Origin of the sequence: Herpetosiphon gulosus (genome assembly GCF_039545135.1) — a bacterium.
In the GTDB taxonomy this organism is placed as follows: domain Bacteria; phylum Chloroflexota; class Chloroflexia; order Chloroflexales; family Herpetosiphonaceae; genus Herpetosiphon; species Herpetosiphon gulosus.
In genome coordinates, this window is record NZ_BAABRU010000005.1 from 1 (window position 1) to 20,059 (window position 20,059).

Annotated in this window: 11 protein-coding genes; 2 read left to right on the forward strand and 9 right to left on the reverse strand. The window is 49.6% G+C overall.

What is annotated here, in order from left to right; all coding sequences use genetic code 11:
• Positions 1-224: 224 nt before the first annotated feature.
• From ABEB26_RS07695 to ABEB26_RS07705, 3 genes are all read right to left on the reverse strand, one after another.
• Entirely contained in the window at positions 225-1,505 is a 1,281-nt protein-coding gene (locus ABEB26_RS07695; RefSeq protein ID WP_345721386.1) for a hypothetical protein, read from the reverse strand.
• A 199-nt stretch (positions 1,506-1,704) separates the two neighbouring features.
• On the reverse strand, positions 1,705-2,052 hold the full coding sequence (locus tag ABEB26_RS07700; RefSeq protein ID WP_345721387.1) for a hypothetical protein: 348 nt from the start codon (positions 2,050-2,052) through the stop codon (positions 1,705-1,707).
• A gap of 59 nt (positions 2,053-2,111) precedes the next feature.
• Complete coding sequence (locus tag ABEB26_RS07705) at positions 2,112-2,828, reverse strand: PP2C family protein-serine/threonine phosphatase (RefSeq protein WP_345721388.1); 717 nt, start codon at positions 2,826-2,828, stop codon at positions 2,112-2,114.
• A 112-nt stretch (positions 2,829-2,940) separates the two neighbouring features.
• On the opposite strand from ABEB26_RS07705, the gene ABEB26_RS07710 reads away from it, so the two are divergent.
• Entirely contained in the window at positions 2,941-3,954 is a 1,014-nt protein-coding gene (locus ABEB26_RS07710) for an MBL fold metallo-hydrolase (protein ID WP_345721389.1), read from the forward strand.
• Between the two features lie 221 nt (positions 3,955-4,175).
• Here the strand turns inward: ABEB26_RS07710 and ABEB26_RS07715 are convergent, their stop codons facing one another.
• From ABEB26_RS07715 to ABEB26_RS07730, 4 genes are all read right to left on the reverse strand, one after another.
• On the reverse strand, positions 4,176-5,096 hold the full coding sequence (locus tag ABEB26_RS07715; RefSeq protein WP_345721390.1) for a cytochrome c biogenesis CcdA family protein: 921 nt from the start codon (positions 5,094-5,096) through the stop codon (positions 4,176-4,178).
• A 3-nt stretch (positions 5,097-5,099) separates the two neighbouring features.
• Positions 5,100-6,356 (reverse strand): dihydropteroate synthase, encoded by a 1,257-nt coding sequence (gene folP / locus ABEB26_RS07720; protein WP_345721391.1) that lies wholly within the window; start codon positions 6,354-6,356, stop codon positions 5,100-5,102.
• Positions 6,357-6,592: 236 nt separating this feature from the next.
• On the reverse strand, positions 6,593-9,022 hold the full coding sequence (locus ABEB26_RS07725) for a hypothetical protein (RefSeq protein ID WP_345721392.1): 2,430 nt from the start codon (positions 9,020-9,022) through the stop codon (positions 6,593-6,595).
• A gap of 2 nt (positions 9,023-9,024) precedes the next feature.
• Positions 9,025-13,713 (reverse strand): AAA family ATPase, encoded by a 4,689-nt coding sequence (locus ABEB26_RS07730; protein ID WP_345721393.1) that lies wholly within the window; start codon positions 13,711-13,713, stop codon positions 9,025-9,027.
• A 481-nt stretch (positions 13,714-14,194) separates the two neighbouring features.
• Here ABEB26_RS07730 and ABEB26_RS07735 point away from each other — a divergent pair, with 481 nt between their 5' ends.
• Positions 14,195-16,243 carry a protein kinase domain-containing protein gene (locus ABEB26_RS07735; RefSeq protein WP_345721394.1) on the forward strand — a complete coding sequence of 683 codons (2,049 nt, stop codon included), beginning with the start codon at positions 14,195-14,197 and terminating at the stop codon, positions 16,241-16,243.
• A gap of 61 nt (positions 16,244-16,304) precedes the next feature.
• On the opposite strand, the gene ABEB26_RS07740 is transcribed toward ABEB26_RS07735, so the two are convergent.
• Both ABEB26_RS07740 and ABEB26_RS07745 read right to left on the reverse strand, forming a co-directional pair.
• On the reverse strand, positions 16,305-17,957 hold the full coding sequence (locus tag ABEB26_RS07740) for an extracellular solute-binding protein (protein WP_345721395.1): 1,653 nt from the start codon (positions 17,955-17,957) through the stop codon (positions 16,305-16,307).
• Between the two features lie 94 nt (positions 17,958-18,051).
• Entirely contained in the window at positions 18,052-19,968 is a 1,917-nt protein-coding gene (locus tag ABEB26_RS07745; RefSeq protein ID WP_345721396.1) for an STAS domain-containing protein, read from the reverse strand.
• Between the last annotated feature and the right edge of the window lie 91 nt (positions 19,969-20,059).

Genomic DNA, 20,059 nt, shown 5'->3' on the forward strand with positions numbered 1-20,059 from the left:
CAAATTGGTACGTGTCGAGGTGGTTGTGCCCCACGCTGCTCCATCCCGAACCAGGCCGTGAACGCGACACACACCGAGGCTACTGCAGCACCCGCTGTGGGAACGTAGGAGGATGCGTACCGCTCCATAAAGACTCCGTTGGTAATCCAACGGAGTCTTTTGTTTTTAGCATCGTAATGATCGAAAAGCCATGGATCGTACATCCATGGCTTTTTGATTTGGACTTATGGTTGATAGAAGACGCTGTAACTGAGATTATTGGTTTGCAGTTGCCAGCCATCACGTTGAAGTGCTTGGGCTAAGCGGCTCTTATTTTCTACAATCGCACAGCCAATTGTATATTGATTAAATACTGCTTGATAATCACCAGTGTTTTCCATCGCAACGTTGGTTTGGATAAAATCACGGCTATACGGATCAAAGCGGTTATCAATAAATACGGGCTTTTGGGGCAGGAACCAGATTAATTCGCCACCAATATCATAGCTATTATACATATTGCTAGGGCATTGCTTCAATGCTGTTAGAATTGGCTCGGAAAGCAGCGGTTGGCGTTGGTTCCAGACAAAAAACACTAATAGGATGGCAATGATGCTGGTGATGCCAACTAAACCCAATTCTATTGGCTCAACTTTACTGGATTTAACAGTAATTGCTTGCTTGGGCGCTAACATTTGAGCTAGACATAAAACTGCTAAGCCATCAAAAAAGATACTTTGACGCACTGAACGAAATGCCATAAAGCCAAATAGCATGGTTGCCAAGAGCAAAAACCAATCGTAACTCGTGCTTGGCTTGAAGCGCTTTCTATACCAAATAACCCCAACTAAACCAACTAACAAGAAGAATGGATAACTATTGATACTTGTGATACTTTGGCTACGCCATTCTTCAATAAAACTATAAGTACTACTATCTAAAGAGTTAAGCGTAAAAAGCCAAAGCTTATAGCCATGTGGATTTGCCAAGGTTGCAATAACTGATACAGTACCAATCAGTAGCCAATGGATAATTGCCTCACGTTTGATTAACGCAGCAATGCCAACCAGCCCAAGCAGCACAATCCCAATCACAAATCCAGCATGCAAATTTGCCCAAACTAACATAAACGGTACAATCCACCAATGCAGCTTTGGCTGGCGAATCAGTACAATTAAACTGATAAATAGAAAAAATGAGATAATTTGTGGCCGAATACTCCAAGCATTAATATTATCAATAATACCTAAGGTGATTAAGAAGAGAGTTAATTTAGAACCAGTTGGGCTTATTCGATAGATAATTAACCATGTAAGCGTTACTAATAATGCAAATACGATCACCAATAAGCTCAGCCCACCGATTGAATAAATAAGATACATCAATAACTGGGTTAGCCACTCATGATTTGGCCAATCGGCATTGAGGTTTGTCCAGCTATAGAGATCGCTGGTAATAATACTTTTTTGTTGAAAAATATCTTGACCTGTACGCAAGAGCCACCATGTATCGCTGCCAAAATTCATACAGGCACTCATTGCAAAAATCAATATAAATGCAATCAGAGTTAGATAATTTTGTTGAAGCAACCAATTTTTAAGGGCTTTGAGCATCGTAATCCTCGCTAAGCGTTAACGGCTGAATATGAGGATTATACTGGATTTGCGGCCTAAACCGCCAAGCCTACTCGTTAATCATTACGATTAATCAAGTAGGCTTCGTAGTTTAGCGGTTGATCGTCGAAAGTACCCGACTTAGTACATCGTTGATCGAATGTTTGGTTGTATCGAGGTAAATATCGGCAGCAGCTCGCGCTTCTTGTAAACGCTGTTGCTGCTGGTTGTGCAACCAAGCAGGGAAACTGGGTCGGCCACGTTCATGCACGGCTGGTAAATCTACATCAAGATAAATTAAATAGTTGGCTTGATGTTTGCGCCAAAGCCCGCGAATGCCCGAATGTTCTTGGGCGATTACTCGCACTTGGATTCCATAGGTTTCCAACCCTTGGCGTAAGGTTGATTTACCTGCGGCACATGGCCCCACAATTACCACTGTTTCAGCTTGATTACCCATCGGCGGTTCCTTTCAGCGTATCTGCTGACCGCCAGCTTGGTAACGATGAAGCCTGTGAATTAGGCTCGTTCGACCGGAAAACACACGGTCATGCGGCGAACTTTATTTTCCGACTCCATCGGTAAGGCGGCCATCACGATCACGCTCATATCGTCGTTCGGTCGATTTTGATCAAGTTCCACGGCACGTCCTAGTAAATCATCGGTAACTTCTTGGGCTGTTCGTCCTTGGCGAACATTAAAATTGCCAAGATAGTTGTCTAGCTCAATACTTTCGTTATAGCGGCGGCCTGCATGCAGAATGCCATCGGTAAATACCACCACATATACATAAGGCCGTAAGCTAATTTTGGTGATGACTGGTTTGGTCATCGAGTAGAGCCCAATTGGTGTCGATGGCTCGTTGTAGGTCGTCATCCCCTGCTCATCGATGACATAAAATGGGCAAGGGTTATTTCTTGATACTAACACACTTCGCGCTGAAAGATCTACTGAAAGTATATTAAGCGTTGCTGAGACTTGCCCATGACGATAGGCATACAGGTAATCGTGAACCGCGCGAGCAACAGCACCATCGCGTGCTCCATCTTTAAGCATTGAAATTGCCCTAGTGGTTACAAGGTTACTCAGGGTCTTGGCTCCTCGCCCACTACCTTGCCCATCGGCTAATACAAACGAAAATCCGCCATGCGGTCGTTCGATCATCTCAAGGGTGTCGCCGCTTTCTGGAGTGGCATACTTGCCAATTTTTGCAACACCAACTTGCAGTTCCAACATAACAATCCTCAGATTTCTAGTATTGATGGTGCGATTGCCTTACTTGCATCATACCACGAGACAGCCCGCCTTGGGTGCGGTACAATTGGCCTCGCAACAGAAGGAGGTCTCTGTGGAGCAGCGTGTTTTACGATTTGAAACGCACACTGGGGTACGCATCTACAGCCTTCCTGTAGAGGTTTTTCCTCAATTTTATGCCAATGTGTATCTGGTTGTCGCCGATGGTTTGGTCTGTTTGATCGATACTGGCTCTGGTCATGGTAATTCCAATAATGATCTCGTCGCAGGCTTTGCAGCAATTCAAGCTCAATGGGGCGAAAAGCTGAGTTTAGCCGATGTTAATCAGATTATTCTGACCCATGCCCATATTGATCATTTTGGCGGTTTGGCCTTTATCCGGCAATTTACCCAAGCCCCAACCGCTATCCACATTGCCGATCGGCGGGTGATTACCAATTATGATGGGCGCTTGTTGTTTGCTTCCAAGGCGTTAAGTCGCTTTTTGCGCCATGCTGGGGTTTCGGCTGAGCAACATCAGCATTTGATGGGCATGTATTTGCATAATAAAGATGCCTTTCGGCCTCAGCCAATTGAGCAAACTTTTGAAGATGGCGATCGGCTTTGCAATTTGTTTGAGGTTATTTACACACCTGGCCATTGCCCGGGCCAAGTTTGTTTGCGTTTGGATGAGGTGTTGTTTAGTGCTGATCATATTTTGGCGCGAACCGCTCCGCATCTTGCGCCCGAAATGATTACCCCAGGTACAGGTTTGGAGCATTATATTAGTGGCTTGCACCAAGTAGCTAAACTCACTGGCATTGAATTGACCTTAGGCGGCCACGAGCAGCCAATCGAAAACTTAGCCCAGCGTTTGGAGCAAATTTTCGCTTCTAATCAACGTAAAATCGATCGGATTAGCGATTTGCTCAAGGCCCAGCCGCAAACTGTAGCCCAGCTTAGCGCCGCCATGTATCGAGGCTTGCAGGGCTACGATCAGTTATTAGGCATCGAAAAAGTGGGAGCATTCGTTGAATATTTGTATTTGCGCGGCTATGTGCGGCCAGTCAATATCGCCCCCGATGATGATGATCGTGATCCAATCAATGTGATGTATGAATTGTTTTAAGTGTTTCCCTATGTTCCGCTAGCACCAATGATCCGTTGTTTTATCGAGCGATGTCTGTCTGCCCTCATTGCACTTTAGGGGGTGCCGGGGGATTAAAGCCCCCGGCGTTTCCCGCCTTGAGGCGGGACGGAAGGGTGGTGATCACCGATGAATGTTAATCGTCAATGATTTGGTTAAAACCTTACCCTTGAAAGAGCAGACCAAGCGATGAGGGTGACTACTTACTCGCCAGTGAAGAAGGTTTGGATATCATATTGCACGTTGTTGGCCCATTTGCTAATTGGGTTGTCGAGGGCAATATCGTTCAGTGTGCTCATTTGGCCAGTTACCAGCAAAATCCCCACGGCAATCAACAAAATACCGCTGATCACGCTGGTGGAGTGTAAAATCACGACGCGCTTGCCAAGATTAAATTCTAAAGCCCGCCCACGCAGAATCTTCCAGCCCTTGGAGCCTTGGCCAAGTTTGTTGAAGAAGGTTGCCACGATCATCAAGGGCAAGGCCAATCCAAGCACATAGATAAAGGTCAACGTTGCGCCAGCAATAATCGAAGCGCCAGTTGAGATCAATAGGGTCAAAATTGCCCCAAGAATTGGCCCAATACAAGCCGTCCAACCGAGGGCAAAGGTTAATCCATACAGATAGGCGCTGCCAACAGTGGCGCTAGAGCTACGTTTGATATTCGCTCCGGTAAAGCCAATTCCGAAAATGCTCATCACACCCATAACAATGATAATCACCCCGCCAATTTGGGCAAACAAATCTTTGTTGGATGAAATGCCACGAATCGCTTGGCTGGTGGCAGTAATCGCCATGCCCAACACCACCATTGTAGTTGCCAAGCCAGCAAAAAATGCTAACGATGAGATGACTGTGCGTTGGCGTTTTTGGGCAAGGCTTTCAGCACCCGCACTATTAATGCCAAATGTCCATGCAAAGTAGGCTGGTAATACTGGCAAGGTACAGGGCGAGAGGAATGATAAAACTCCCGCCATAAAAGCCGGAACCGCCAAGGTGATTACATTTTGGCCACCTTGGGCGACTCCAATCAGCAAAATTGCCGCTACCACAAACACGGCTAGCCCAATTATAGCCATGGTAAACAGTCGGGAGGGTTGGCGCTGTGTTTGCGCTTGTTGCATAGCTTATCCTTCGTGACGAATTAAGGCATCGGTCATTCGACAAACATCGACCATTGCGGCAACATCGTGCACCCGCACAATATCGGCTCCTGCTTGAATTGCATAGGCCACGGTGGCGGCTGTACCCCAGAGTCGTTGCTCAACAGGTCGGTTTAATGTTATCCCAATCATGGATTTTCGGCTAGTGCCAACCAACAAGGGGTAGCCTAAGCTGGCAATTGTGCGTAGTTGACGTAATATTTGTAGATTTTGCTCAGGGCTTTTGCCAAAACCAATGCCTGGGTCAAGCACAATCAAATCGTTGGCGATGCCTGCTTGCAGCGCCAACTCGATGCTCTGGCGTAATTCAGCACAAACCTCGCCGATAATATCGCCATATTCGCTAGCAGCGTAATTTGTGCCATGGGCAAATTGTTCAACCGTGCTGACTCGATTGTGCATCAAAATGATTGGGACTTGGGCTTGTGCCACCAGCTGTGCCAGCGCCATATTCCAACTACCATCAGCTTGGCGTAAGCCCCAAATATCATTAACCACATTTGCGCCAGCCTCAAGCGCAGCCGCGACAACTTCGGCTTTGTAGCTATCAATCGAAATTGGTAATTGGCAAACTTGGCGAATTGCTTGAATCGCCGGGACAACCCGCGCAATCTCCTGCTCGATGCTCACACTGCTAGCTCCAGGCCGTGTCGATTCGCCACCAATATCCAAAATATCGGCTCCTGCAGCGGCAAACTCCAGCGCTTGCTGCTGAATTTGGCTGGTTCCCGCCTCAAACAAGCCATCGTTGGAGAAGGAATCGGGGGTGACATTGACAATGCCCATGACCAAGGTTTTTCGACCCCAATCCCATTGAGTTGCACCAAGTTTGAGGCTGCCCCGCGCTTGATTGTGTAGCAATAACGCGCCAATTTGTTGAGCTAAGGCTTGCAAGGCAGGCAACGGAATCGCTTGAAACTTGCCACATAAGGTTCGCCACGAGCGTTCATTGGCCCACGCCAATACATTAGTTGGCTGCGTACTTTGGCCTAGGTAGACGTGTGGGCTGACTAAGGCATCGCCATCGAGCGCCAATAATTCTTGCTTCACAATCATGGCCGTATGCGGATCAACCTGATCGCAATGCAGCATAATCAAGTTGGCTTTGGTCAATACTCGTTCAGCAGCATTAGGATACGTTTCAATTTGGGCGATCACCTGCAACAGTTCTTGGCGTTGCTGGGGATAATATTGACGGATATTATAGGCAAATTCAGGCATGATCGAATCTTTCGTGCTAAGTCATGGCCATTCTAGCTGATATGTTGTGAGTTGCGACTCAGTTCAATAGCTGATTTTAAGGGTTAATCCGCATTCTGCCCAATTGGAAGCCCGATTTTGAGTCACGAAGGACACGAAGCGCACAAAGAGTAATTACTTCATGTTCTTTGTGGGCTTCGTGGCTCATTCTGCCTTTTGAGATTTCAGTTTCTTGGCTTTTAGCAGATTCAGAATGGCTAAGGTTTCCAGGCGAGGAGTAACCCATTCAGTAGGCCATAACCATATCTAAGGCTACCAAAATAATGCTGGATCAGCGTTTCAAAGTTGTGCTTGCTGACCATCGCCTCGTGAGCAGCTTGGTTGCGGATGCTGACGATCTGACTTAACATATCGATCCATTTGGTAAATGGAAGTTGCTGGCCGGGTGCAATATTGGCATTCCAATGGCCATTGTTCACGATATGCTTCTCAAGAGTAAGGAATGTCTGACCGCCGTAAAATTTGGCGTTGCCAAGCGTACCAAGCGTTTGCATTAGTTCCTTGCCGTTGGTTCCGTACAACACAGGTGTGACGCGATAGAGGGTATTTCGGGTGATGAGTTCTAACACGCCAGTGAAAAGCAGGGTTGGCCCTGCAAAATTGGCGGCACGCAGTTGCTCGGTCTGTTCCCACAGAAACCGTGCCAGCGCTAGCGTCTCGCGACTATTAGAATCAAACAGCGGTGTTTCATCAAATAGATCATCAATTTCTAGGCGATTGCGGAGCCAAGCCAAATAATCGGCCAAGTTGGGCTGGATAAATTGCTGATAGCGTTTGACGACCATCCGCACCTGTGTAGTCGCTGTCTCCAGAATTTCTTGATTGGGTGTCTTGGTTGAGTCACGTGTTGCCTTAATTGTATCGATGACATCCTGTAATTCAACGAGGCGGCGTGGAGGCTGAACTCTGTCCATCCCTTTGATGTGACAGACCATAGCATTGTTACAGCAATCATCTACATGGACTAGATCGACGCGCCAAGGCGCGATATGCGGCTTTGGACATAGCAGCAAATCATCCAATGAACCTGCCAGTTGCTGACCGTCGCGTTGCACCAACCCTGCAATTGAGGCAATCTGGCCATGGGCATTGGTGCTGAGTTGATCGAGGAATACACCGTGGCAGCGCACCGCAACCCTCTGACTGAGTTGTTTGTGAACATGAGCAAGCAGGGTTTCGAACAGCTGATGAAGTTGTTGATTATCCATAGCGAACTGCGGCTGAGCTTGCCAAAGCAACACGCGCATATCGGGCGCACTTGGTTGGATGGTCGCAAGTGGTTGGATCTGGTAGAGTGGTTTAAACAAGTTTTGGTCAGACAGTGGCTGATCGAGCTTTGGTTGCTCCGCCTCTCTAGTTTCCTGATGAGCTTGATCATCATCTCCAGCGAATGCTGGCCTTGATTTGGGTTCAGCGGCCTGAAGAAATGCAAAGAGGAGCGCCCCATGCCGTCCACCAGTTAGATTGAGATCGGCAATCATGCGTTTGAGTGGGTCTGATGCTGCTTGCGCTGACGTATGAGGTTTGTAGTATTTGGCATCGAGCATATAACCAGGTTCCTGCCAGATCTTGGTTGCGCCATCGACGACCTGTTGTGGTTCTATACGGGTGATATAGAAATCTGGACGGACGCGCGGAGCGCTATTTTTGTTGATCTGTAACGGCGGCACATCTTCCCACCAGATTGGAATCTCCAGGTCGTGGGTCATGCGGTACTTGACTGGCTCAGTTCCCCAATCAAAGCTTAGGGTGTGGCGGCGGGTGTTAGAAGCATTGGGCCTATCTTCCCACTTAACCTCAATGCCTTTGTATTCCAAGAACGCTGCCAATTCATAGAAAATCCACATCTGATAGAGGTAATTGTCGCGGCTGGGGCTGGAGCCAAGCATGGTCAGCGGCTCGTCGTTGTGTGTGCGATCAAGCAAGCGTAGCGAAGCCAACTTATGCCGCCAAATTAATAGATCATCATAAGCGCTATTGCGCCCGGGGATCTGCTGCTCCGCAATGCTTCGTTCAAGCTCGTCAATGGTTTGAGAGCTATAACCAGAGAGAATCTCTTCGGCGGCATTGATCAAGCCAACGAATTGTGGGAATACTAGCTCGCGGGTGCAGGTATCGACGATTTCGTTGAGCGGATGGCGCAGCGCCTGCATATCGTCGCGGGCAATCTCTACAGCAAGCAAATGCTGAACGGCCATGCGGTATTCGAGCAGCGTCGCCACCGTAAGCAGGTTTTCGGGGGTGGCGAAATGTCGCCGCCGCTGGCGCGTGTGAACATCGAGTGGTAGTTCGCCAGGCCGATTTGCCCATGTTGCAGCTATGGTTCGCGCCCAGTCAATGCGCCCGCGTGGTGGTAGTTCCTCGACCTGAACCTCGCGTGGTGAGGCCACGCTCAGTCGTCGTTTGATTCGCGGCAGAATGGTCTCAAAGAGTTCGTCGCGCAAGTAGAAAAGCACTGCCAGACGGCGGTATTGCTCCAGAAGCGGATGCTCGAAGCGCTCTTGCTCAGCAATTTGCTCGCCGAAAGTTTCGGCAAATCGCTGAGCATCATAGCGCATCAACAATTCGACCATTCTGCCCTGCATCCAGATAAAGGCTTCACGTTCGGCAACCGTTGGCTGCGCCATGGCTATAGCCCTCGCTCGCTGATTAAGTGGCTCAGGCGGCGTAAAAAGACGCTATTAGTTGGCAGTGCCAGCATGCCGGGTTTGAACAAGCGTTGAGTTTGCGCCTCTGTGATGGTCTGGCCGATATCGCTTGTGCCGTTGCGAGCTTCGTCTACCTCGTGCAGCAGAGCATAGATTTCGGGTCGGCGATTGGCTGGTAAGGTATGAATGGTTGCATTGATCGCCTTGGTTAGCGCAGGAGTATCGGCTGTTTTCACATAGTCCCGCACGATCCGCTGCTCATCGCGGGTCATGACCTGAAGTTGATCAACCAGTGAATCGGCAAGGGCAGTGTCAAGCGCATGGGGCCAGCTCATATTGACCAACATGCCAGCAAAGATGTTGGTATAGATGGCGATTGCTTGGGCTGTGCCAAGCTGCCGGAAGATGCGAATCACCTCGAACAGCCGCCAGAACGAATCGAGGGCTGCTGCTGCTGCACCACTGGCGTTTAGCTCGTAGCGTGGAGCACCTTGCTCGTCGCTGACTGGCTCAATCAAAACATCACCGTATTGATAGGCCATTCGTCCGTTGGCGCGTGGCAGGGCTATGATCTCGCTAAATCCTTGCTCCTGCAGCCGATTCAGGGCTGTACGGGCAGCGATGCCGCGTTCGTAGCGAGTGTAGGTTGCTGATGGAGGTAGTACGTCGATGAAGTCGAAGCGCCGCTTGATTGCTTCGCTCATCTGGCTGAGAAAGTGGCGATCGAACGAGTTGAGCGTGCCGATGATGCGGAAGTCGGCTGGCAGTGGGATGGATATTGAGCCAAAATCCCCCGATGGAACATTGAGTCTGGCGTTGTTTCCACCACCGAGCATCGTTAGCAAGCCACCGAAGGCGGCATCAACTGGTGCACGAGTGAATTCATCGATCACCAGCCAGACACCGCGATAGCGCTGGCCATCTTCAACGTAATCACGGCGGTTGTAGCCATCGGTCGTTGGTGGTCGGTGACCGTTATCGGTGTCAGCGTAGTGACGCAGTAAGGCTTGGGTCAGGTGGCCATATTGGATATCGTAGGCAAGGCTGCCATTATCGCTGTTCAGCCGTGGCGCGATACCGCCAATAATGTCGCGCACGCCCCAGTCCTCAGTTGCAGTGACGATAATCGGATTGTAACCTTTGCGATGAACGGTTATCTGCTCGACTGGTGTTTGCTCTAGGCTTGTGGTTAGTCGGGTGAAGTGCTGTTGTGGCTCCTCCCAGAGCAGGGTTGGCAATCGTTTGGCCAGCTCGGTTTTTCCAGTGCCAGGTGGCCCACTCAGCACAATATTGCGCCCAGCCATCAGCGAACGATAGATGCGGCGTAGAATCTGGTCGTCGATCAGCATATCTTCGCCTAGTGTGCGCAGACCGGCCTCGTGGTTGGCAGCCACTGGCAGCGGTCCGTTGGCATGGTCGATATCGGTTTTGAGTTGGCCGTTGATGTCATCGAGCAGGGTGCGCAGAAAGTCGGAGTACATCCGGCTGGCGGCATCCTCCTCATCCGACGTATCGAACACATCGTCGCTCCAGCGCCAGTCGGTCTGTCCCATTTCGACCAGCCCGGCCTGCGAATACCAAGTCAACAATTTGCGATTGTCATCGCCCAACTCAGGGGCGAAGTCACTGATTGACTGTGGCATCGGAGCGGCGTGGTGACGTTGGAAGATCATCCGCGCAGGCAAAGTGTACTGGTCGGCAGTACCCTCGATCGGAATCAGCAGAGCCAGCACCATCAGCCGCAATAGCGTGTCGCTATTCCCTGTGGCATAGTCTTGGCGACGATACTGCCCTGGTTCAGCGACGGTTAGCAGTCGCAACTGACCCAATGCCTCGGCCAGCGCCTCGCCATCTAGGTCAGCGGGTAAGTGATCATTCTCATCCTTGGCCGCCTGTAGTAGGCTATTGGCACTATAGGAATGATCTTCTAGATCGCTAACGAAGTCGCGATACGAGGCCAAACTACTCCAAATGTTGGGTAGCCGAGACTCGTTGCGTGGCGCTGGATCAACGGCCTCGCTGAGGGTGAGCAGGACAACATAATCTTCCCTCGTTAATGGGCGCACGGTATGGGGGTTCACGATTTTGTTGTAGAGTGGTTGGTGCTGCTCATTAAGCATTGTTGCCACATTGGTCGGAGTTGCTGGCAGATCCGACCATGCTACACGCAGCCGCCGCTGCAACGTGCCGCCGAACAGCCCCGCTGGGGTTCCGGCCAGCGGATCATGCTCGTCGAAGGGGCTGGTGACCACCCCGAATCCGCCGATGTTGCCGTTTTGGACATAAGCGACGATGCGATCGCCTACCTTAATCGAGCGAAAATAGTTGACGCTGGTGCTATTAGGATTATCGATGAAACCGATGGCAACGACATTGTGCTGACGGGAATCCTCCCAGTAGGAACGTGGTTGGTGAATGCGCCAGAAGCGGAGTTCTTTCCCCAACTTGTGCACAGATTCATCGACTTCGCTGAAAGACTCGCTGTTGTCGGTTGTGCTATCTGGCTCGATCGTTGGTACGAGCTGCCACAAACTATTGCCTTGGCGGTTGAAACGATCATCGCTGCTCATGGCGCTGGATAGGGCCGTGGTTGTAACGTTGGCGGCGATAAGCTTACGTTGTTTGGCTCGATTCAAGATATCGTTGATATCGAGCGGGCTGCCGCTAGCTTTGCTTAGGATTGTGTAGGCTGCATCGTCAAGGCTCATCGTTGCCTCCGTCGCCGTTTGGGCGGCCTCAATAATCGTGCGTAAATTCTCGAGCGAAATTGGACGGATGCTCTGGCCGTTGAAAGCGACCACTAGCCCCTTGTTCAGCCACTCCAACTGGTTGATGAGGGCTTTGCCGTTGCCCTTGAGATTAAGTGGTACGGGAAACTCGCGCTGATCCAAGGTTAGGGTGTAGAGCGTTTCGTTGGTACGTTGCCCTTGGGCCTCGGTTACCTCTACAACCTCGGCCCATGCGGTGAATGCATAGTGAGGAGCGGGCCGATAGATGATCAAACGAACTGCTGGACCACCGTTCTGAAAAGCCTTCAGCGCATTGGTAAGCTGGCGATGTGCGCCACTAGCATAGTTGGTGTAGGCATAAGTTTCGCCATAGACCTGTGAACCCCAGTCGCGGCTATGGATGACCACAAAGGTGGGGCTATTATCGGTAACTTGCCAGAGTTCATCCAGCGAGCGCTTGACCATACGTCGGGTGATCTCTTGGAGTAGTTGGTAGTCTTCCTTGCTATTGAGGATGAAACGCTGTCCAACGGTTGCTCGCAACATACGATCTTGGAGCGTGGTCGGGTCTTCAAGTTCGAAGTGTAGGTATTGCTGGTCTTCCACTGAGAGGTCGCGGAGCCACATCCACATACCGCCGCGCTTATTGATCCGACCGCGTTGCATCCAGCGGCCATTAATCAGCACCCAGAAGGTTTGCCGATTGCCCGGACGAAATTCGATCCGCAGCCCGAATTCTTGTTCTAGCCATTCGGGATATTCGGCAGCGATGTGTAACGCCAGCGGATGGGTGGTATCAATCTGTTCCCGCCATTGTGCTAGGCTCAACTTAGCTGTTGGATGCTCGTTGTTATCGTCCTGATCGTCGCTGTCGTTCTCGGCAGCTGAGCTAGGCTCCTGCTGGACGATCCAGATAAATGATTGGACATCAATCATGTCGCGTGCTCCAAGCGACTGTAGTCGATCAAGGATTGCGGCGCTTAGCTCGCGAAGCTGCTGGTAGGCGGCGGCAGTCGGATGGGTTTGCCAGTTTATCGAGGGCTTAATTTGCTTGATCAGCGCACGGAACGGCATCGGTTTAACGAAGATATGTTGTGCTGGATCGTGAAGCATCAGGTGATAGGTCGCACTTGGCCAGCATTTAGCATTGGTTTGACTCAACCCGGCGATCCACGCTTCGAAACGCTGGTCGAATGGAGTGTTGCCATAGAGCAACTCATACATCGCGCGAACTAGCGTTGAGGGCTCCCCATCAAGTATCGGTCGCACATCCCATTGGTTGAGCAGGTTGTTGCCGCTCATTGCTCGCCTGATTTGGATGTGAGCTTCTTCGATATTATCGGCCTCGATCAGCTGCTTGAAGCCTTGTTGTTCTAGCACATTACGAAGTTTTTCTACCGCGTGAATTTTATACTCGCGTTCATCTTCCAAATATCTTCTGGATTCAAACGAGTCATAGCGTTGCTTAAATTGCTCAATCAGTGCATCTAGCGCGGCCTCGTCGAAAATTTTGGTTGTTGGAGGCTTGGTTGCTGTATGCTGGTTGGTTTTGAGCAGCGAGTCTGAGCTTTGAATTGCGCTAGATGGGGAGAGATCAGTCGGTTCCAAGGGACTCGATGAAGCAGGCTGATCCCATGGTGCGCTATAGTTGACTTCGGCTAGCCGGCGACGGGCGATAGCACGCTCAGCATCGGTAAACAGGGTCGCATACTCCGGCTTGAGGACGATTGCCTCTACCGTCAAGTCTAGCCTTTTCGCTTCCCAAAGCTTGGTGAAACCTTCCGAGATGCCTTCTTTATGCAGGAGGTGGCGCGTAGTGGCCAGAGCACCACGCTCACGCAACATAGCCAGCAGGTAGGTTGGCTTGTAGTTGAGGTCTTTGGCCGATTCTTCGGAAATACCGTTCAGATCATCGTTCAGCCGTTGTTCAAGATCGCTCAATGATCACTTTCCTCCAACTACAAAGAGGCTTAGTTTCGTGTAAAGGCGCAAAGAAGTTTGATAATTATGATTTTTTCAAGTATAGCATGTATACAGTTTCAGCGTGCAGTTTACCTCAACCCAACGAGTGATATTTATGCTGCCCACTTGACCTATTATGTAATTGCGATAACGTTCGCTGTATCGCTGTGGCGACCTTGCATGCAGCCTAATTAGAAGTCGGCTTGGATATCTAGCCCGAAGATATAAATCTTTTTCACTGCTTTGACATGCTAACAATTGTTCTGATAGCCCAAAGCCGCATCTTTGTGCTTTTCGTGCTCTTCGTGGATCAATCGTCATACATTTTTATGTTCTATGTTCTATGCTCTTTGTTTTATCCTTCATCCTTTGCTCTATCTTCCCCACATGTGGGACGGCTATGCTATAATCTGCGCTTGGATTGAGTTTTTGAAGCTGTCTGCTGAACAGGAGCCGGATCGTGCTACCTCGAACGTTTGGCAACTATACGATTGAGCGTGAACTAGATCGGGGAGGGGTTGCAGCAGTTTTTCTTGGTCAGCATCGGGCTTTGCCACGCCAAGTGGCAATTAAGGTGTTGCTTAATCATACCGAGGAGCTAGTTGAGCGCTTTCAGCGTGAGGCCGAAATCACTAGCAAGCTGCGCCATCCTCAAATTATCGAAATTTATGATCATGGGATGCAAGGGCCATTTGCCTATACGGTGATGGCGGCAGCACTGGGTGGCTCGTTGAAGCGTATGCTCGAAACCGCTCCACAGCAACGGCTCAGCCCTGATGTAGCGCTCAGCGTGTTTTACCAAATTGGCGAGGCTTTGGATTTTGCGCATAGCCAAGGGATTATTCATCGTGATGTTTCGCCTGGCAATATTTTGTTTGATCAGGGTTTACAGCAGGCGATGCTTTGCGATTTTGGGATTGCTCGCTCGGCGCAAACCCAGAGTAATACTACCAATCGCGTAGTTATGGGCACGCCTGGCTATTTCTCGCCTGAACATCTGCGGGGAGCACGCGAAGTCAATGCTCAATCCGATATTTTTGGGCTTGGTTTGATTTTCTATGCGATGTTGTCTGGCCGTCTACCGTGGGCCGACCCGCTGGATTATGCCGACCCTGAAAATGTTCAATCGTTTCCACCTATCTCGACGTTAGTTGGTCTTTCGCCTGACATCGACCCGATAATGGTCAAATTGTTATCGGTTGATCCCGCTCAGCGCTATCGGACAGTGGCCGAAGCGAGTGCGGCGCTACGTCGGATTTTTTCGGAGCATCCTGCCTTGACTACCAGTGAAGGGAGCGTCTCTGTGCAGCGCCACTCGCTCTATCTAGCCCCATCCTTCCAAGCGGAAGGTCTCCAACCAAACGCCGTCGAAGAATATCTTGGTCCATACCTGAAAGCCGAACATATCAAACGTGCCCATCGACGGGCCGCGATTTTGAGCCAGCCTGAGCATTTGGTCAATTTGCTTGAAGCTTGGAGCATGGGTGAACGCTTTCGCCGCCGTAACATTGGCCGCTTAGCAACCTTCTATCGCGTGCAAAGCCAAAATATTTATTACTATAAGCTTGATGTGTTGTATGAATTGCGCGGCGAAGCTTTTGTTAAGCAAGAGGCTGATCGCGAACGCCAGCCCATGACTGGTGAGATGGAGTTGGGGGTTTGGGACGTTAAGCTGCCTGAGATCACCGATTTCGTTGCTACCGAAGGCTTGGTTGATCGAATCAAGGGCTCGGAGCAGGTTAGCCAATGTGGGCGTTGTGCTGGTAAGTGCAATATCTTATGTCAAAAATGTAAAGGCAACGGTCGGGTAACGATCACCAAAACTGTCGAAAAGATGGTTGATGTGACCGATGCAAATGGCAATAAAGTTCAAACTCCGACCCAAGTTGTTGAAAACGAAGTTCAAACCTGTAGCGATTGTAAAGGTAAAGGCTATTTGGTCTGCCCCGATTGTCAGGGGATTGGCATGATCGTCAAGCGCAAAGCCTTTAATTGGCAACGCATTCCGCAAACGTGGCAGATCAACGATGATTTGCCGGCGGTTGATGAGGCTGTGCTGCAAAGTGAAGCAGTCGAGGTTTGTAATTATACGCTCAGCATGATTCCCAAAGAATGGGCGTTAATTCCTAAACTTGATAGCTTGGTTGAAAAAGCCATGACTGAGGTGACTAAGGATAAGCGGATTGTGTTGGCACGTTTGGTAGCGCATATGGTGCCTGTAACCAAGCTACAATTTACGATTGGTCAACAGCTTGATGATGGCGATGTGATCAAGCTCTATGATAATGATAGCGATGCGGATACGCCTAGCGTGCCAGTAATTATTGAGGAACATGGCGAATTGCCAGGCGATCTGTTTACCCTGCATCTGCTCGGCTTCAAAAATAGCATTAGCGAAGAAGAGGCGCGAGTATTCCGCGATTGGTCACGGATTATGAGTTGGCTAGGGGTTGGTTTGCTAGCGGCTGCCTTCGTGATCACCTTTATCTTTATTATCTTTGTTTACTAGGCCAACTAGTTCGGCTAAACAAGCGCGGTGAGGTTCGAATCAACCTCACCGCGCTTCTGTTTTAGAAGTAGCGACTCAAATTCTCGAAGATTTTATCGATATCACCAGTGCTACCTTGAACTAATTCTGTGCGTGAGAAATCGGCAATTTGTTGCAAAATTGAAGTTTCAGCATCAGCACCATAGGCAATCGGGAAGATTTGAATGCTCGATTCGCCAAAATTGCCTAGCATTTGCTCGATTGAAAGCTGGCTGGCCGTATCAGCGCCATCGCTCAGCACCACAATCGCGTTAATTCGATCAGGTTGTTTGAGGTTTTCCAGCTCCTGACGCGCTAAATCAATTGCATCGTAGAGCGAGGTATTGCCATCGGGCACGAGTCCTTGGGTTTGCATTTGCAAATTGGCCATGTTTTCGCTGCGCGTGGCGAGGGGCACCAACACGGCTGGGCTTGATGAGAAGCCGATCATGCCAACGTTATCTTTGCTTGGCAAGCGATTGAGAAACACTTCAACCCCAAGTTTGGCTTGATCCATTTTGTCGTCGTCGCGCATCGAGCCAGAGCTATCGACCACCAACATAATATTGGCTGGCTTGCGATTATTGGCCCAAGCATTTTTGGCGGCCACAATCACATCGGCTGGTGGGGTTGCCAACGAATTCCGTGGTTGATTGGGGTCTACGCCGAATTGGGCAGTTAATGGTGATGCCAACGCTACATCAACGTTCGCTGGCCGGAAGCCTTGCTGCATTGCTAAATTTTGGCTTTCGGCTGTGAGCAAGAAATCGTAGAAAACGCTAGCAGCGGCTTTTTGATCGGCTGTTGCATCGCTCATCACAATAAAAGGATTATCGTGAATAAACGTGCCTTCTTTGGGATAGATTGCCACCAACGGCACATTGGGAGCTTGTTTATTGAAATCGATCAGGGTAATTTCTTCCATCGGGAAGGCTGAAATATAGGCCATGCCATATTTTTGCATGTTTTGGCTAAATACCAAGGTATTCGAGCCATAGTGCTTGATGCCTTGAGCTAAATCACGCAAAAATTGTTGGCTTTTTTCTTGATTGATGTCTTCGACCGTAAGATCGCTGGTTTTGCCGTTGGCTGCATACAACTCAGCCAGCACAGTTGAAAGCGCGGTGGTGCTAATGTCGGGGTCGGTGTGGCCCCACGAGAAGCGGCCCCAATCTTGTTGACCAAATTTGCCCCAGCCCTCGGCATCCTGAATCAGCGCCAACATATCCGACCAACCCACCTCTTTGCCGGGGTAGCCCATGGCTTCAGCCATTGGTTTCCACATCGAGATAACCACTGGTGTTAGTACCAACGATTGGGGATCGGCTTCGGCAATGTTGGGATTATTGCTTTCTTTCTTCAATACTTCCAGCCAAGTCGAGGCCGAAGGTGTCCAGATCGTTGTCTGAAGTTGACCAGCCCGAATTTGGGTGCGGGCTGTGCCTGAGGAAAGCTCTTTGCCCTCAACGATTACCCGTTTGCCGTTGGATTGCACATTTTGATTGTTGAAAGTGGCGATGCGTTCTTCAAGCCATTTGGTTTTCTCTGGGCTGTAGGTGATGCTAATCAGTAGATCGTTTGCGCCTACAACTGGCCCACTGGTTTGATTAGTGGAGGTAGGTTGTTGGGCTGCATCGCCACAAGCTGCAAGCACCAGCATAATAACGACTAGAAAACTACGGAAGAAGCGTTGCATAAGCTTATTCTCCTTAAACTGTCAAGCTCTATTGTAGCGCTTTGTGAGGCGTTAAGATAGGTTCGTTGCTGGTACGTGGATTGGATGGCTGGGGTTACGCTTGGTTGCGCAGCACCATGCGAATGCCTTGTTGCAAGGTGGGGTAGGTCTGGAGATCGCCGAGATCGCCGCCAACGCTGATTAATGCTTGCGCCACATCAGGCTGAATTCCGGTCAAAATCAGGTCTGCACCGAGTAAGCGAATGCCTTGAGCTGCGCGTAACAAACGGCTGGCAACCTCACGATCAACATTTGGCACACCAGTCATATCGAGCAAGGCAACCCGCGCTCGTTGGTTCGACAAGCCTTCGAGCAGATTATTGGTAATTTGCTGGAGTCGTTCGCCATCAAGCGCCCCGACCAACGGCATAACGACCACATTATCGCTGAGCGGAATTAATGGAGCGCTCAAGCGAGCCAATACTGCAGCATGACCACGAATAATCTCATCTTGCAGCCGATTGCGCTCTTGCTCAGTGCGGCGGCGGATGCGAATATCACGGAGGAAGGCGATCCAGAGTTGCTGCTCGCCGAGTTGCATTGTGCCCAAGACCATTTCAACAGGTTGAGTTTCGTTGTTTGGCAAGCGCACATCAAACTCATAGGTTGTGGTTTGTTGTTGGATACTGGCTAATTCGACTCCCAGCACGTCAGCAATATTTAATTGATCGACGTTGCGACCCAAAATACGTTCGGCAGCGCGATTGGCTGAGCGAATAATGCCCTGCTGATCGTAGGTAATAATCGCTTCAGCAGCATGATCAACGATTGCTTGGCGTTGGCTGCTCGATTCGACCATGGCGCTGGCGATTGAGTTGAAGGAAGTTGCAACTTGGCCCAATTCATCGCGAGTATCAATTGTTACATTGCTCAAGGTATTCGAGGTTAGCATGCTACCAGCGGCCCGTTGAAAGGCGCGAACTGTATCCATTACTGCGCTATAAAAGCCCAAGAAGAGATATATCGCAAGCAGAACAAGCAGCGTGATCAGGCTAATAAAAAAGATTCGGCGATTTTGAGCTTGATTGATCCGCTGATTGAGCACATTATCAAGCTGAATTGACGTTTGATCCCACAAGCCAAAGCTCGCATTCAGAGTGCGTTCAGTTTCTTGGCGAAAGATAGTCGTATCAATCGTTGGAGTTTCAACTCGAATCACTTGCAAAATTATTTGAAAGCTTAATTCTTCGGTTGCCTGAATAAACGTGCGGACTGCACTTTCCAGTAATGGACGCAAGCTTTCATTATTGCTAAATACTACGCCTAAGCTATAGTTGATTTTGGTATTGGTTTCTTGGAGTTGGCTATTGACGACCGTCAGCGTGTTTTTTTCTTCGCTGCTGACTGTGCCGCGAGTAATTGCATTGCCACCAGCGCCAGCAACTCGGGCGGTAGCAGCCTGATGGGCAGGCAAGGTTTCAATCAAGGCATTCATTAAATAATAGCTATCGATGTTTGGATCGAGAATTAAGCCTGATTGATCGCCGATACGCTGCATACATGCCCGAACTGCCTGAATTAAGCGATCATGGGCGGCATTGCTATCGGGAACACTGCGCAAGGTTAATTGGGCTTGCAGCCGTTCCCATTCATTAAACAGGATCGTTACTTGCGTTTGAGTATCATAGCGATCGTGAAATTGCGCATCAAACGCTTTAAATGCCTCAAGATCTTGGGAAAGCTCTTCGTTTTTAAGTAAAAGTGGGGTTAAAAATGCTTGATCACCGCCAAGATAACGCTCGGCGATTAATTGTTGCTCGATAATATCTTGCATAATTTCACGTAGCGGTTGCAAATAGGTCGTGCCAGTCAGTTCGCTCTGCGTGAAATTAATTTGGCGTTGAATTTCGGTTAATTGGGCACTCAGCAAAAAGGTTAATGGAATGGCGAAAACCAAGCTCAATAACCCAAATTTTTGGGGATACGTTAGGCGTTTCATCAGCCATGTGGCTGGAGTAAAGAATGCACGCATGGTTCGGATACCTAATGGCTGAGGTGTGGTTGCACCTTATCATAGCATATCTGGATATTTTTGTGCAGTAGGACTTTGTATCCCCCATTTG

Bases quoted from the DNA above. Each gene is read 5' to 3' on its own strand.
- ABEB26_RS07695 (WP_345721386.1), bottom strand. From the start codon at position 1,505: ATGAATTTTGGCAGCGATACATGGTGGCTCTTGCGTACAGGTCAAGAT.
- ABEB26_RS07700 (WP_345721387.1), bottom strand. From the start codon at position 2,052: ATGGGTAATCAAGCTGAAACAGTGGTAATTGTGGGGCCATGTGCCGCA.
- ABEB26_RS07705 (WP_345721388.1), bottom strand. From the start codon at position 2,828: ATGTTGGAACTGCAAGTTGGTGTTGCAAAAATTGGCAAGTATGCCACT.
- ABEB26_RS07715 (WP_345721390.1), bottom strand. From the start codon at position 5,096: ATGCAACAAGCGCAAACACAGCGCCAACCCTCCCGACTGTTTACCATG.
- folP (WP_345721391.1), bottom strand. From the start codon at position 6,356: ATGCCTGAATTTGCCTATAATATCCGTCAATATTATCCCCAGCAACGC.
- ABEB26_RS07725 (WP_345721392.1), bottom strand. From the start codon at position 9,022: ATGGCGCAGCCAACGGTTGCCGAACGTGAAGCCTTTATCTGGATGCAG.
- ABEB26_RS07740 (WP_345721395.1), bottom strand. From the start codon at position 17,957: ATGCAACGCTTCTTCCGTAGTTTTCTAGTCGTTATTATGCTGGTGCTT.
- ABEB26_RS07745 (WP_345721396.1), bottom strand. From the start codon at position 19,968: ATGCGTGCATTCTTTACTCCAGCCACATGGCTGATGAAACGCCTAACG.